The organism is Kaistia granuli DSM 23481, from assembly GCF_000380505.1.
Taxonomy (GTDB): domain Bacteria; phylum Pseudomonadota; class Alphaproteobacteria; order Rhizobiales; family Kaistiaceae; genus Kaistia; species Kaistia granuli.
In genome coordinates this window covers 178,621-193,219 of the sequence record NZ_AQYH01000001.1, presented here as the reverse complement: position 1 = coordinate 193,219, position 14,599 = coordinate 178,621, and the positions used below count along the sequence as shown (strand labels likewise).

Sequence of the window (14,599 nt, the reverse complement as noted above, 5' to 3'; positions counted from 1 at the left end):
AAACGCGCCCCTGCGACGCGCTCTGCCAATCGGTGAATTCTGGTTGCGATCCCGGCGATTGTCACGCCTCGACGCCTTCGGCGGATCGACGCAGCGGGCCACCCGACCGCGCCACGGTCCGAAGCAACAAATGTCCCGAGTTTTGGCTTGAAATGAAAAGATGTTCCTTTATGCCCGACGCGAGAACGCTAGCTTGGCAACCAATTGTGACGGCGGGCATCACCGGTGCCTCTCGCGCCGTCGCAGAGTTCGATCCTTGAAACGGGGGTATGGGACATGGGCAAAAAAATTCTTTCGCTCGCGCTGGCCGCGGGCCTGACGGCGCTTTCTTCCGGCGCGTTCGCTGAAGGCATCGCCGGCGCACCGGCGCCGTTCGACAAGGGCGGCGTCAAGATCGCCGTCATCAGCTTCCTTGGCTCGGGCGACTGGCTGCAGGCCTTCGAGGCCGGCGTGAAGCGTCAGGCCGAAGCGCTCGGTGTCGAGGCCAATCTCTCGCAGGCGCGCAACGACATCAACGCGCAGCGCGAGCTGATCCAGCAGGCGATCAATCTCGGCGTGAAGGGCATCGTCATCAACAACGGCCAGCCCGAGGCCCTGAAGGACGTCGCCCAGGCGGCCCTCGACGCCGGCATCCCGGTCGTCGCCTATGACGTCAATCTCGACAACGAGAAGATCCCGCAGATCGAGCAGTCCGACGCCGACATGGCGCGCCTCGTGCTCGAGCAGGCGGTCAAGGAACAGGGCGAGACCTTCGACGGCGGCGCCGTCTATGTCGCCGGCTTCGCGCCGCTCGACCGCCGCTACGCCGTCTGGAAGGACTTCGGCAAGAAGTATCCGGGCATCAAGGAAGTCGCGACCTGGGGCGTCGTCAACGACAGCGTTCCGGCCTCCGTCGCCGACCAGACCAAGGCCGTGCTTGCCGCCAACCCGACGCTCTCCGTCGTCTTCACCCCCTGGGACGAATTCGCCCGCGGCGTGAAGCTCGCCATCGACGAGGCCGGCGTCGCCGACAAGGTCAAGATCTACGGCGTCGACATCTCGACCTCGGACATCCAGGCCATGCTCGAGCCGAACAGCCCCTGGGTCGCCACCGCCGCCACCAACCCGGCCGTCGTCGGCGAAGTCTCGGTGCGCGCCCTGGCGCAGCTGATCGCCGGCCAGGATCCCGGCCGCTCGGTGCTGATCCAGCCGACGCTCGTCACCAAGAAGGACCTCGTCGACAACAACATCAAGACGATCGAGGAACTGCAGGACAAGTTCCCGGCCTTCAAGGACAGCGACGCCGCCAAGGCCGACTGGATCCCGACCGCGAAGTAAGGCCTGCAGACGGTTTGACGTCATCCCGGGCCAGGCCCGGGATCCATTCAGCCGGGTTGGGTCTCGGCTGAATGGATCCCCGCCTTCGCGGGGATGACGGAGAGGGCTGTGAATGCCGAATTGCCGGGCCCGCGCCCGGCAATGCCATGATCGACCAACCGAAAAGCCATCGACGCCATGACGCTGCCGACGCCCGACTATGCCAAGAACATCCGCCTGATCGGCCATTCCGACCAGGGCGGCCGGCCGGATGCGCTGCAGGTCATGGTGCATCGCGGCTTCGCCTATGTGGCGCATCCCTGGTCGCAGGGCTTCTCCATCATCGACGTGCGCGATCCGAAGAACCCCGGCGAGACCGTGTTCGTGCCGGCGCCGCCGAACACCTGGACGATCCACCTGCAGACGCATGACGACCTGCTGCTCGTGATCCATGCGCGCGACCTTTTCGCCGACGCCGCCTTCGCCGTCGACGAGAAGGTCTACTACACGAAATCGGTCGGCGAGACGGTCGGTACCGCCGCCGGCAGGGTTTCGCGCAACTGGTCGGCCGGCATGGCGATCTACGACATCTCGAAGCCGACGGCGCCGCGCCAGATCGGCTTCTTTCCGGTCGAGGGCGTCGGCATCCATCGCATCTGGTATGTCGGCGGCCGCTACGCCTATGTCTCGGCGCTCCTTGACGGCTACAGCGACTACATCTTCCTGATCGTCGACCTGCAGGACCCGACCAAGCCGGTCGAGGCCGGCCGCTGGTGGATCCCCGGCATGCATCTCGCCGGCGGCGAGCAGCCGACATGGGGAGAGGGCCGGCGCTACGCGCTGCATCACGGCCTGGTCGAGGGCGACACGGCTTATGCCTGCTGGCGCGACGGCGGCCTCACCATCCTCGACATCGCCGACAAGTCGGCACCGAAGCTGATCACGCACCGGAACTGGTCGCCGCCCTTCGGTGGCGGCACGCATTCCGCCCTGCCCCTGCCGAAGCGCGACCTCCTGATCGTCGCCGACGAGGCCGTGCTCGACCACGAGGAAGACGGCCGCAAGCGGACCTGGATCTTCGACATCCAGGACAAGGCGAACCCGATCTCGATATCGACGCTGCCGACGCCGTCCGAAGCCGACTACACCGCCAAGGGCGGCCATTTCGGCCCGCATAACCTGCATGAGAACCGGCCGGGCAGTTTTGTCTCCGACACGCTCATCTTCGCCACCTACCAGAACGCCGGCGTGCGCGTGTTCGACATTTCCAATCCGTTCGAGCCGAAGGAGACCGGCGCGCTGGTGCCGGCGGCGCCGGAGCGCATGGTCGACAAGCGGGCCAATCGTCCGCAGGTGATCCAGTCGGCCGATCTGTTCGTCGACGCCAACGGCATCATCTATTCGACCGATTACAATGCCGGCCTCGCCATCATGGAATATGAGGGGTGAGCTGAGCCTGGGCGCGACACCTTCTTCCCCCCTCCCCCTTGCGGGGAGGGTCGGGGTGGGGGTACCAGCGCCGAAAAGAATGAACGCCAAGGGGTGGTGGCTCTCCGGAGAGACCGAGCCGGTACCCCCAACCCTAACCCTCCCCACAAGGGGGAGGGAATTCCGCCTTAGCCCGTCAACATCCAGCCAGCGCGAAGCCCAGCTACCTTGCCAGCCTCCCCTAACCAGATCGTCGTCTCCGTCAGGGCAATCGAAAAATCCTTCGGGCCGACGCGGGCGCTCGCCGGTGCGGATCTTGTCGTCGAGGCCGGCGAGATCGTCGCCCTGATGGGAGCGAACGGCGCCGGCAAGTCGACGCTGGTCAAGATCCTCTCCGGCTCGATCAGCGCCGATGCCGGCACCATCCTCTTGAACGGCAAAATCGTCTCTTTCGCCTCGCCGGGCGAAGCGCAGGCGGCCGGCATCGCCACCGTGCACCAGGCGACCGACCAGGCCGGCGCGGCGGGGCTGACGGTCGCCGAGAATCTGACGCTGAACGAGCTCTGCGGCACCGGCAGCTTCTTCGTCTCGCCGCGCTCGACCCGCAAGCGCGCCAAGGAAATCGCCGCGCTGATCGACCTCGACCTGCCGCTCGACCGCGACTTCATCGATCTCCGCCCGGCCGAACGCCAGCTGATCGCCATCGCCCGCGCCGTCGCCGCCAAGGCGTCGGTGCTGATCCTCGACGAGCCGACCTCGAGCCTCTCGGCCACAGAGGCGGATCGGCTGTTTGCCGTGCTGCGCCGGCTGAAGGAAAGCGGCATCGCCATCCTCTACATCTCGCACCGGACCGGCGATCTCGCCGCGATCGCCGACCGCGCGGTGGTGCTGCGCGGCGGCAAGGTTGTCGCCTCCTTCGCCAGGCCGATCGATTTTTCCGCAGCCATCGCCGCCATGATCGGCCGCACGCTGGATGCCAGTGCGCATGCCGGCACGCTCTCGACCGCGCCGATCCTCGCCTCGATCCGAAAGGCCCGCATCATTCCGGGCGCCCGGCCCTTCGACCTCGACCTCCGCTCCGGCGAGGTGGTGGCCATCACCGGCACGCTCGGCTCGGGCAAGAGCCGGCTGTTGCGCGCATTGTTCGGACTGGAGACCCTCGTCGAAGGCTCCTTCACGCTCGATGGCAAGCCGTGGCTCTCGAACGGGCCGGCCCGCTCGATCGAGAACGGCGTGTTCATGGTGGCCGAGGACCGCTGGGCCTCGTCGCTGCTGCCGCCCGAAATCCCCGGCGCGTCGATCGCCGGCACCATCGCGCTGCCGCATCTGCCGCGCTGGTTCCCGCTCGGCATCCTGCGCGAGACGCGCGAGCGGCTGGTGGCGTCGGAAGCGATCGGCCGGCTCGGCATCAAGGCGCAGAGCCCTGACGACACGCTCGACCAGCTTTCCGGCGGCAACCAGCAGAAGGTGGTGCTGGCGCGCTGGCAGGCCGCGCCCTGCCGGCTGCTCTTGCTCGACGAACCGTTCCAGGGCGTCGATGTCGGCGCCCGCGCCGATCTGATCGCCGCGATCCGCAACAGCCAGTCCGGCTCGGCGACGCTGATCGCCACCAGCGACACCGAAGAGGCGCTCGAGGTTGCCGACCGCATCCTCGTCATGCGCGACCATTCCCTCTACGAGGCCGACGGCAGCCAGGAAGGCGGCCTCGCCGCCGTCATCGGCAGCGTCGAAAGCGCCGAGACCCGGGCCGACGGCACAGGACCAACATCATGACTGATCACGCCGCATCCTCGTCGAAGCCAGCTTCGACCTTCGCCGAGACGGCGCGCAAATATGCGCTGTTCGTGCTGCTGGCGCTGATGCTGGTCGGCTTCTGGTACGCCCAGCCCGCCTTCATCAACTCGGCCAATCTGTTTTCCATCCTGCAGGCGGTCTCGGTCGTCGCCATCCTCGGCGTCGGCGTCTCGATCACCATGTCGGCCGGCGGCTTCGACTTGTCCGTCGGCAGCGTCGCCGCCTCCTCGGTGATGGCGGCGAGCTATGCCATGGTCGTGCTGCAGATGAACGCCTTCGAGACGCTCGGCCTCGTGCTGCTGATGGGGGCCTTCATCGGGCTCGTCAACGGCCTGCTGATCGTGCGCGTCGGTGTGCCCGACCTGTTGGCAACGCTCTCGACGATGTTCCTGCTCGCCGGCCTGCAGCTGATCCCGACCGGCGGCCGCTCGATCACCGCCGGCATGATGCTGCCGAATGGCACCACCGCGACCGGCGCCTATGACCCGGCCTTCCTCATCCTGGGCCGTGGCCGGCTGTTCGATACCGTCCCCTACCCCGTCATCGTCATGGCCGTCGTCGCGCTGCTGGCCTGGTTCCTGATGGAGCGGACGCGCTGGGGCCGGGTGTTCTACGCCATCGGCGGCAACGAGACGGCGGCGCATCTCGCCGGCGCGCCGACCAAGGCCTACCGCCTCTGGGCCTATGTGATCTCCGGCACGCTCGCCTCGCTGGGTGGCCTGATCGTCGCCTCGCGGGTTGGCCGCGGCGACGTCTCGGCCGGCAATTCGCTGTTGCTCGACGCCGTCGCCGCCGCGCTGATCGGCTTCGCCGTGCTCGACAAGCGCCGGCCGCATGTGCTTGGCACCGTGCTCGGCGCGATCTTCGTCGGCGTGCTGCTGAACGGCCTCACCATGCTGAACGCGCCCTATTACACGCAGGACTTCGTCAAGGGCGTCGTCCTCGTCGGCGCGCTGGCGCTGACCTTCGGGTTAGGCAAGAAGAAGCGGTAGTCCGGGCGCTTCATCGGCCTGGCGAACCCGCGGCAACGCGGGTCGCGCGCATTCTTAACGCAAATCGCTGGGCCGCCGCTGCAATCAGCACTAGCTCTGGCAGCAATGATTCGTTATGCAACCTATTGCAAACACTGGACAGTCAGGTCATCTCAGCGGATCTTGCCGTCCAGGCAGGCCTCCGTCGACGAGTGTCGGCGATAACATCGGAAAAATCGGACTGCCCCGGAATGATCATCGTCAGCGCAGGCGACAACAAATTCGTCCCGGGCATGATGGTGCTCATCTACTCGGCCTGGATCAACAACCGAGACGCGCAGTTCTATGTCGTCGATGCCGGAATCAGCCCTGAAGGTCGCGGCAGGCTGTTGGCCTTCTGCCGGGCTCACGGCATTTCTTGCAGCATCGTGCAAGTCGATCCACGCCTTCTCGCCCGACTGCCGGCAAGCGCGAACTGGTCTTCGGCCATGTATGCGCGGCTGTTCATTCCCGATCTTCTTTCCGAACACAGCCGAGCCATCTACATCGATGGCGACGCCGTGGTCAATTCGGACATCTCCGAGCTCTGGCATCTCGATCTGGGCAACAATCTCGTTGCCGGCGTCCTCGACGGACTGATGCGCCCGGCATTCCTGAACCAGATCGGACTTCGTGCCGAGCAATACATCAACTCGGGCGTTCTCGTCATGAATCTGGATCGCTGGCGCGCCGAACAGACCGGCAACAAGACGATCCAGCTTCTTCTGAGCCGGCCCAACCTGAAATTTCCAGATCAGACGGCGATCAACCTCGTCGCGCGCGACCGAATTCTCTACATCGACCGGAAGTTCAACTTCTTCGCGCGCGAATACACCCACTTCCCGAAAATGACCCCTCGCATCATCCACTACGCTGGCCCCGACAAGCCCTGGAACAACCAGAGATCGCCGCTGGCGGAAATCTTCGACGCCTATCGCGAGGTCTCGGGATCGGACATTCCCAAGCCGAGCCGCGGCTGGCAGTTCAAGACCTTCCGGCGGACCATCATGGGCCTGCTTTCGCTGCGGCCCAAATACTGGCGGCAGCTCGACTATCGACTTCACTATCAGTCGAAGTTCATCGTTCCGCATATCCGCGAGCTTCGCGCCCGCGCCGGCCGCATGCAGGGCACGGAGGCCAGCAGGGCCTGAGGCCCGGCCGAGCCGGGGCTGCTCAGATCGACTTCGCCGCCGCGACGATGTCTTCCGGCGTCCGGAAACTCTTTGGTTCAAGCAGGAACTGGCGGGCGAGCTCGGCCGTCTTGGTCTCGAGCGGCGCCCGGCGGGCCGGGTCGGCGATACGCTCGAAATCGGCATTGTGGGCGAAGCCGAGGATACGGCGGATCGTCTTGACGCCAGCATAGCCGATCGAATCCGCGAAGATCTGGTCGAGGAAAGCTTCGCGCCGCGCCGAAAGCGCCGCCTGGTCGGCCGGATTGGCGAACATCGTCGCCGGATAGGCGTCGCCACGCGCGCTGGTCTCCCAGAGCGCCAGGAAGCGCCGCTTGAACGTGTTCCAGAACACCGGCACCTGATCGAGCACCCAATCGGCATGCTCGCGCCGATCATCGGCGGCGCCAGCATGGCCGGGCTGCGCCAGATAGTTCATCACCAGATTGGCGAGGAACGCGCCGGTGTCATAGCCGATCGGCCCGACAAACGAGAATTCCGGGTCCATCACCCGCGTGTCGGTCTCGGTCACCATCACCGAGCCGGTATGCAAGTCGCCATGGATGAGCGCCTGGCCGCTGGTCAGGAAGCGCCAGCCGAAATCGGCGACGGCGCCCTTGAGCGCGGAATCGGCGCGGAAGCGCGCAGCGAGGCCGTCGAGCTCGGGGCTGGTCCAGCGATTGCGCGGGGATTCGCTCAGCGGATCGGAGAACACCACCTCCGCCGTGATGCGGATCAGCGAGGTGTTCCTGGCGAAGCTCGCCGTCCACTCCGCCTTCTCCTCGATGGTCGCGCCGATGTCGGAGGTGGCAAACGTCGAGCGCGCGGCGAACTCGCCGACATGCTCCGCGACATGCGGATAGCGGCGGCCCTCGATCAGGCCGCGCCGCAGGATGATATGCGGCGACAGCTTCTCCATCACGAAGGCGTAGAGCAGCGGGTCATAGTGGTAGAAGCGCGGCGCCAGCCCTTCGACATGCGCGCCGACCGCCCGGTAGTAGGACTGCTCGAAAAAGGCGCGGTCGAGCGGCAGCGGCCAGCTCTCGCCGGCGGCGCGCACATAGGGCAGTGACTGCTTTACGCAGACCGAACCATCCGGCCCGTCGACCAGGAAGACGAGGTTGAGATTACCGTCGCCGACCTCCTCGACCGTCCAGCTCTCCGGCGCGCCGCCGAGCTTGGCGCGCATCTCCGGCAGCCCGTCGAGGAATGCCAGGACCGAGTGGTTGTCGAGGGCCTTGTAGCCGGCGGGGGTGGGAAGCGACATGGAACCTGCTCTTCAAGTCTGGGAATGCGTTCGGCTGCTGGAAGGGGAACGGCTATTTCCAGCCGTAGCGCGTGGCGGCGGTGCCGACCAGCGCGGCATAGTCGACGCCGATGGCATCGAGCGTCTTGACGAGGTCGGAACCGGAGCCGCCGAGACGCGCGACATGGGCCTCGCCGGCCGGCTGCGACTTCCAGTCGTTCTCGATGAAACGGGCGACCGCCTTGCCATTGTTGGTGACGGTCGGCTTCAGCGGACCAAAATCCGCCGCCGCCTTGGTCAGGCCGGCGAGGAAGGCGGCGTGGTCGAGGCCGCTATAGGGCTTGCCCTCGCCATCCGCGACATTCAGGAAGATCTGGTTGTCGCCGAAGGCGGTGTATCCGCCGCCCAGCCCTGTCTCGACCGAGGCCGCCTTCTCGAAGAAGGCCTGCGCGACGGCGGAATCAAGCTTGTCGCGCGGGAACGATACGGTGACGAAATCGGTCTCGCCGGTGGGTTCGTCGAGGCGCGAGACCAGCACGCTCTGCTGGCGGAAAACATAGCCGAGCGCCGCGGCGAAGCGGTCGGCGGCGGCATCGTCGAGATCGGCCATGGTCTGCAGCGAGGCGTTGGTCTTCAGGAGATAGCCGCCCGGCGTCACCTCGCTGGCCATCTTGCGGTCGTCGACGCCGACGGCATCGGCGATCTTCGGCACGACATCGGCCAAAGCCTGCACGGCAAAGGCAGCGCGCACGGCATAGCTCGCCTTTTCGAGTTTCGGCAACTCGAAGCCCGATGACGGCGCCGCCTCATACGAGATCAGGACCGGCTCGGCCGCCTTGGCGGTCTCCAGGGCCATCACGACGAAAGCGGCCCCGAGGGCCGCTTTCGCGAACAGGCTGCGCATCGGCAGGCTCATGCGTCTGTTTCCATTCGTCTACTGTGTCGCGACGGGGATCCAGCTGGCGGTCGCCGCGTCGCTCTTGCCGAAGGCCGGCAGCTTCACGTTGAGATCCTCGACCGTCTTGATGGCGTTGTCGCGCAGATCCTTTTGCGTGATCAGCACCGGCTTCACAACAATGTTGTGGCCCGGATCCTCGCCGGCGATCAGTTTGGCGACGGCGCGGACGGAGACTTCGCCGACGACGGCCGGATTGGTGGCAGCGGTGGCGACCCAGGGGCTGCCCTCGGCGGCGATCTCGGTGATGTCGGCGGTCGAGACGTCGGCCGAGTAGATCTTCACCTTGTCGGAGATGCCGAGTTCGTCGGTCGCGAGCTTCACGCCGCGGGCGAACTCGTCATAGGGAGCGAAGACGACGGTGATGTCGGGATTGGCCTGGAAGGCGGCCTTGGTCTGGTCGGCGGTCGACGATGCGGTGGTGTCGTTCACCGCGCCCCAGCGTGCCTTCTCGACGATGCCGGGATTGGCCTTCTTCGTCTCTTCCCAGACCTCGTTGCGGCGGTCGAGCGGCGCGAAGCCGGCGACATAGACATAGCCGGCATTGAACGCCGTGCCGTGGTCGGCGATCGCCTGGCCGAGCGCCGCTTTGGCGAGCTCGTGGTCCGACTGCTCGACCTGCGGGATGGCGGGATTGCCGAGGTCGACGTCGAACGCCACCACCTTGATGCCGGCGTCGAGCGCCTTCTGCGCCACGTCTTTCAGCGATTCCGGCTGGCCGTGGTCGATGATGATGCCCTGGACGCCGAGATTGATAGCCTGTTCGACCTGCTCGCGCTGGGCGGCGGCGTCCTGGCGACCGGAGAAGATCTGCAGGTCGATGCCGAGGGCCTTCGCCTGCTTCTGGGCGCCGGCCTGGTAGGCCTGGAAGAAATCGCCAGCCGAGATGAAGGTGACCAGAGCCACCTTGACGCCGCCCTTGTCGAACGGCGCCGGCGCACCGGCGAGGCCCTCGCCATAGGCGGGAGCGCCGATGAGGCTGGTGGCCAGCAGGCCAGCGCCGGCCAGACCGAGTGCAAAACGCTTCATGTCAAACTCCCCAAGATGCCCATCCAGACCGGCTGCGACCCGACAACGCGCTGCAATCCGGCGGCTTAGCTGCAATATAATTCTGATAGCGCGCCGCCCGAGGAGGGCGGAACGAAGGATTTTCTCTTTCATCGGGCGGGATTGGGAAATTTGATCTCCCGCGCGCCTGTGCGCGTGTTTTAGCTAGTATGGTGGCGGTCCGGCGTGCCGGATGACCCAATTCGAGACGGAGAAGCGCGGTTGACGCAGACGATATCCCTGAAGGCCGAGACCGATGCGGCCGCCCATGAAAGCCGCGTCGCCCGCGCCGTCGAAGGCGTCATCACCGTCGGCCGGACCGCGGCGCTGCGCCACTGGGTGCCGGCGACCTCGGGCAATTTCTCCGTCCGCATCGATGCCGGCAGCATCGCGATCACGCGCTCCGGCGTCGACAAGGGCAATCTGATCGCCTCCGACATCCTGATCCAGCCGCTCGACCAGCCGCTGCTGCCCGGCTCTTCCGCCGAGGCGGAGCTGCACACCGCGCTCTACCGGCAACGGCCGGAACTGGGCGCGATCTTCCACGCCCACAGCCCGGCCGCGACCGTGCTGTCGCGCCTCGCTCTCGACGAAGGCACGTTGCGGCTGACCGGCTGGGAGCTGCAGAAGGCGCTCGCCGGCGTGCGCACGCATGAGGCGATTGTCGAAGTGCCTGTCTTCGCCAATGATCAGGACATTGCCGCCCTCTCGAAGCGGGTCGAGGCGCGCCTGGCGCAGCCAACGACCGTCTCGGGGGCCCTTTCCGCGCCCGGCTATCTCTTGGCCGGACACGGCGTCTATGCATGGGGCGCCACCGAAGGCGATGCCGCCCGTCATCTCGAAGCGCTCGAAACGCTGTTCGAATTCGAGCTTTCCTACAGGAGGTTCACGCCATGACCACGCTGACCATCTATCCGGACAAGGATCCGGCCAACCCCGTCACCGTCACGTCCGATCCGGCCGAGATCGCCGCCGAGCTAAACAAGATCGGCGTGCTGTTCGAGCGCTGGAAGGCCGGCGCGGAACTCGCCGCCAACGCCAGCCATGAAGACATCCTCGCCGCCTACAAGGCCGAGGTCGACCGGCTCTCCGCCGCCGAGGGCTACCAGACCATCGACGTGATGCGCATCACGCCGGACAATCCGAACAAGCAGGCGATCCGCACCAAGTTCCTTGACGAGCATACGCATGACGAGGACGAGGTCCGCTTCTTCGTCGAAGGCTCGGGCGCGTTCTACCTGCATCTCGGCGACAAGGTCTATCGCGTCGTCTGCACGCGCGATGATCTGCTCTCCGTGCCGGCCGGCACGCTGCACTGGTTCGACATGGGCCCGGAGCCGAACTTCACCTGCATCCGCCTGTTCATCTCGCCGGATGGCTGGGTCGCCAATTTCACCGGCGACAAGATTGCCTCGACCATCCCCGCCTTCGGCGAAGGCGTCGCGGCCTGAGGCCGGCGACGATCGAAACCAAAGACCCTCGCCCGCCGGGCGGGGGTCTTTTTGTTTCAGGGTCGGGGCGAAGTCACACCACCTGCCAGGCCACTCGCTTGAACTCTGCCTTCGGCGCCAGCGTCGCCAACAGATTGGGCAGATCGCGGGAATAGTCGACGGCGCCGCCCTCGACACCGCCGAGCACGGCCAGCTCGATCTCGTCATAGGCGCGGCCGGCGGCGATCCAGTTGACCAGCGCCACCTGCAACGGGCCGAGGCTCGGATTGAAGGCCGCATTCTCCAGCGCGGCGCCGGTGACGATGCTGCCATCGGCGGCGACTAAAGCCACCGCCGACGGCGCCCGGCTGTAGGGGACGTAAGCCCGCCTGCCGGCTGCGACCAACGCCTCCAGCGCATCGCCCACTTCCGAGCGCAGCACGGTCAGCTCCTGCCGGGCCGAGCCCGTTGCCAGCGGCGTCACGCCCGCCTCACCGAGATCGGCCGGCGAAAACGCCCAGGGCAGCAGGTCGCGTAGCCCGATGCGATGTCCCTTCAAGGTGAGGATGTCGAGGTCGAGCCCGTGCTGGAACTCGGCCAGGAACTGGCGGCAATGGCCGCAGGGCGGCGCGGCCTCGAGTGCGATCGCGGCGATCGAGGTGCCGCGCGAAAACACCCGCGCCGACAGGAATTGCTCGCCATGGATGGCTTCGCCGAGATTGGCGCCGGGAAACTCGACATTGCCGCCGATGACGAGAGCGCCGGTCTCGCGCTCCAGTGCCACGGCGCCGATGAAGAAGTTCGAGATCGGCGGACGCGCGACGGTGCGGGCGAACGGCACCAGCAGCAGCATCAGTTCGCTGATGTCGGCGAGGCCATGGCGCTCGACCAGTTCGGCGGCGATCGCGGCCGGAATGACGAGGCCGTCGCGCGGGTTGCGCCGGGGCGCGAGAATCGCCGCGACCTCGGCGGCGAGCGCCGGTTCGACCGCCTCGATCAAAGCGTCGCAACGAAGGCCGATGGCGGTATCCGGCTGGAACCGGTCGAGTAAAATCACGCTGTACTCCTGGAGCGGCGACGATCGTGCCGCAGTCTAGAGCGTTTTCGAGTGAAGTGGATACCGGCTCATGGGAAGAAGGCGCGATAGGACAAAGAGTTAGAGCTTGTGCCCCCGAAGCAAGTCGCCTCGATGCCGGCGCAAGGATTGCGTGCGAGATCGCCCTTTCCTTCATCCTTTTGACGAAGCCGCGCACTCCCGGTTGATTTGAGGGTCCGAACTAATTCATCCTGCGAAACGGACGTCGCTGCGGGATTTGCAACCCCCGCGCGCCGGCTGACGGAACGGGGTGCGATGAACGACAAGCAGGATCCTCGGAAGAACGCGACGCTGAAGGACGTGGCGGGGGCGTGTGGCCTCTCTGTGGCGACCGTCTCGCGCTATCTCAACCACTCGATCAAACTGCCCAAGGCGACGACCGACCGGATCGACGCCGCCATTGCCGCCTTGAGCTACCAGCCCAATCCGCATGCGCGCAGCCTGAGCCTCGGCCGCTCCGAGACCATCGGCCTGGTCGTGCCGGATATCTCCAACCCCTATTTCGCCCATCTCGCCGCGGCGGTCGAACGGGCGGCCTCCGAATTCGGTCTCGGACTGGTGCTCTGCCCGACCCTGAGCCGGACCGATCGCGAGCTGGATTATCTCGGCCGCCTGTCGCGCCGGCATGTCGACGGCCTGCTGTTCATTACCAACAATGGCGACGATCCGGCCTTAGCGCGGGCGCTGCAGGGCGCCACCACCGTCGTGCTGGTCGACGACGATATCGACGGCGCGATCGCACCGACCATCATGGCCGACAGCGAACAGGGCGGCTATCTCGCCACCGCGCATCTGATCGAGGCCGGACACCGCAAGCTCGCCTATGTCGGCGGTCCGGCCCGCCTTACCAGCAGCCGGAGCCGCGTCGGCGGCTTTCGCCGCGCCATCGCCGAATCCGGCCTGGAGATCTCGATCTCGGCCGAGCTCGCCGGCGACTATTCCTCGGCGCACGGACGCGCGGCGGCGAACCGAATCCTCAGCCTGGACGAGCCGCCGACCGCGATCTTCGCCGCCAGCGACGAGATCGTGCTCGGCATGCTGGCCGTCTTCAAGCAGCGCGGCGTCAAGGTCGGCGCCGATATCTCCGTCGTCGCCTTCGACGATGTGGGGCCGCTGGAGCTCTTCGATCCGCCGCTGACCGCCATTCGCCAGCCGGTGGCCGCCATGGGCCGGCGCGCGGTCGAGCGCGTGCTCGGCCTGATCAAGGGAGGCACGCGCGAACCGGAGACCGAGATCCTGCCGGTCGAACTGATCATCCGTGAATCCGTCAAGCCGCCACGCAATTGAGAGCGGCCTCCACAAGGGAAGAAGAATGTCCAAGAAGAAAGTCCTGCTCGTCGGCGAAAGCTGGATGTCGAGCGCCACCCACTACAAGGGCTTCGACCAGTTCGGCAGCGTCACCTTCCATCTCGGCGCCGAACCGCTGGTGAAGGCGCTGAAGGACAGCGAATTCGAGCTGACCTACATGCAGGCGCATCAGGTGCCGACCGAGCTGCCGCTGACGCTGGAAGGGCTCGACGCCTATGACGCGATCATCCTTTCCGATATCGGCTCCAACTCGATCCTGCTGCATCCCGACGTCTGGCTTCAGGGCAAGCCGATGCCGAACCGGGTCAAACTGCTGCGCGAATGGACGAGGAAGGGTGGCGGCCTCGTGATGATCGGCGGCTATCTGACCTTCCAGGGCATCGACGGGCGCGGGCGCTGGGCGCGCACGGCGGTCGAGGACGCGCTGCCGGTCACCTGCCTGCCGCATGACGATCGCATCGAGGTTCCCGAGGGCTTCCGCGCCGAGGTGGTCGGCGACCGCGCGCATCCGTTGCTCGCCGGGCTCGACGGCGAGTGGCCGATCCTGCTCGGCGCCAACGAGGTCCGGCTCCGCGACCGGCCGGACGTCGAGCTCCTGGCGCGCCTGCCCGATTCCGAAGGCGGCCATCCGCTGCTCGTCGCGGGCGAATTCGGCGAAGGCCGCAGCGTCGCCTGGACGTCGGATATCGGCCCGCACTGGCTGCCGAACAGCTTTGTGGAGTGGCCGGGCTATGCGCGCCTTTGGAAGAATGTCCTCGGCTGGGTCACCAAGGCGAGCTGAGACCTTTCTTCCCCTCCCCCCCTTGGAAGAGGGTGAAAA

Annotated in this window: 13 protein-coding genes; 9 read left to right on the top strand and 4 right to left on the bottom strand. The window is 66.4% G+C overall.

Annotated features, from left to right (window positions below; genetic code table 11):
* Positions 1 to 276: 276 nt before the first annotated feature.
* The 5 genes from G342_RS0100845 (at position 277) to G342_RS0100825 (ending at position 6,679) form a co-directional block, all read left to right on the top strand.
* Positions 277 to 1,317: a substrate-binding domain-containing protein gene (locus G342_RS0100845; protein ID WP_018181204.1), complete on the top strand. Its 1,041-nt coding sequence runs from the start codon at positions 277 to 279 to the stop codon at positions 1,315 to 1,317.
* 177 nt (positions 1,318 to 1,494) lie between these two features.
* Positions 1,495 to 2,745, top strand: coding sequence for an LVIVD repeat-containing protein (locus tag G342_RS0100840; protein ID WP_018181203.1), 1,251 nt, complete (start codon positions 1,495 to 1,497; stop codon positions 2,743 to 2,745).
* A gap of 207 nt (positions 2,746 to 2,952) precedes the next feature.
* Entirely contained in the window at positions 2,953 to 4,497 is a 1,545-nt protein-coding gene (locus G342_RS0100835; RefSeq protein WP_018181202.1) for a sugar ABC transporter ATP-binding protein, read from the top strand.
* Positions 4,494 to 5,510: an ABC transporter permease gene (locus tag G342_RS0100830; RefSeq protein WP_018181201.1), complete on the top strand. Its 1,017-nt coding sequence runs from the start codon at positions 4,494 to 4,496 to the stop codon at positions 5,508 to 5,510. The genes G342_RS0100835 and G342_RS0100830 overlap by 4 nt, the downstream gene beginning before the upstream one ends.
* A gap of 230 nt (positions 5,511 to 5,740) precedes the next feature.
* Positions 5,741 to 6,679 (top strand): glycosyltransferase family 8 protein, encoded by a 939-nt coding sequence (locus G342_RS0100825; RefSeq protein ID WP_018181200.1) that lies wholly within the window; start codon positions 5,741 to 5,743, stop codon positions 6,677 to 6,679.
* Between the two features lie 22 nt (positions 6,680 to 6,701).
* On the opposite strand, the gene mtnK is transcribed toward G342_RS0100825, so the two are convergent.
* Genes mtnK through G342_RS0100810 form a run of 3 tightly spaced genes read right to left on the bottom strand, consistent with a single transcriptional unit; the run spans position 6,702 to position 9,927 of the window.
* Complete coding sequence (gene mtnK, locus G342_RS0100820; protein ID WP_018181199.1) at positions 6,702 to 7,964, bottom strand: S-methyl-5-thioribose kinase; 1,263 nt, start codon at positions 7,962 to 7,964, stop codon at positions 6,702 to 6,704.
* A 52-nt stretch (positions 7,965 to 8,016) separates the two neighbouring features.
* Entirely contained in the window at positions 8,017 to 8,859 is an 843-nt protein-coding gene (locus G342_RS0100815; protein WP_018181198.1) for a hypothetical protein, read from the bottom strand.
* 18 nt (positions 8,860 to 8,877) lie between these two features.
* Positions 8,878 to 9,927, bottom strand: a complete 1,050-nt coding sequence (locus G342_RS0100810; RefSeq protein WP_018181197.1) for a substrate-binding domain-containing protein — start codon at positions 9,925 to 9,927, stop codon at positions 8,878 to 8,880.
* Between the two features lie 240 nt (positions 9,928 to 10,167).
* On the opposite strand from G342_RS0100810, the gene mtnB reads away from it, so the two are divergent.
* Together mtnB and G342_RS0100800 are read left to right on the top strand one after the other, a co-directional pair.
* Positions 10,168 to 10,842: a methylthioribulose 1-phosphate dehydratase gene (gene mtnB, locus G342_RS0100805; protein ID WP_018181196.1), complete on the top strand. Its 675-nt coding sequence runs from the start codon at positions 10,168 to 10,170 to the stop codon at positions 10,840 to 10,842.
* A complete protein-coding gene (locus tag G342_RS0100800; RefSeq protein ID WP_018181195.1) occupies positions 10,839 to 11,396 on the top strand; it encodes a 1,2-dihydroxy-3-keto-5-methylthiopentene dioxygenase in 558 nt (185 codons plus the stop codon). Before mtnB ends, G342_RS0100800 begins: the two co-directional genes overlap by 4 nt.
* Before the next feature lie 73 nt (positions 11,397 to 11,469).
* Here G342_RS0100800 and cdd read toward each other — a convergent pair whose 3' ends face one another.
* Positions 11,470 to 12,432 (bottom strand): cytidine deaminase, encoded by a 963-nt coding sequence (gene cdd / locus G342_RS22805; RefSeq protein WP_018181194.1) that lies wholly within the window; start codon positions 12,430 to 12,432, stop codon positions 11,470 to 11,472.
* A gap of 294 nt (positions 12,433 to 12,726) precedes the next feature.
* Between cdd and G342_RS0100790 the strand changes: the two genes are divergently transcribed.
* Together G342_RS0100790 and G342_RS0100785 are read left to right on the top strand one after the other, a co-directional pair.
* Positions 12,727 to 13,758, top strand: coding sequence for a LacI family DNA-binding transcriptional regulator (locus G342_RS0100790; protein ID WP_018181193.1), 1,032 nt, complete (start codon positions 12,727 to 12,729; stop codon positions 13,756 to 13,758).
* 25 nt (positions 13,759 to 13,783) lie between these two features.
* Positions 13,784 to 14,560 (top strand): glutamine amidotransferase, encoded by a 777-nt coding sequence (locus G342_RS0100785; protein ID WP_018181192.1) that lies wholly within the window; start codon positions 13,784 to 13,786, stop codon positions 14,558 to 14,560.
* The last annotated feature ends 39 nt before the right edge of the window (positions 14,561 to 14,599 follow it).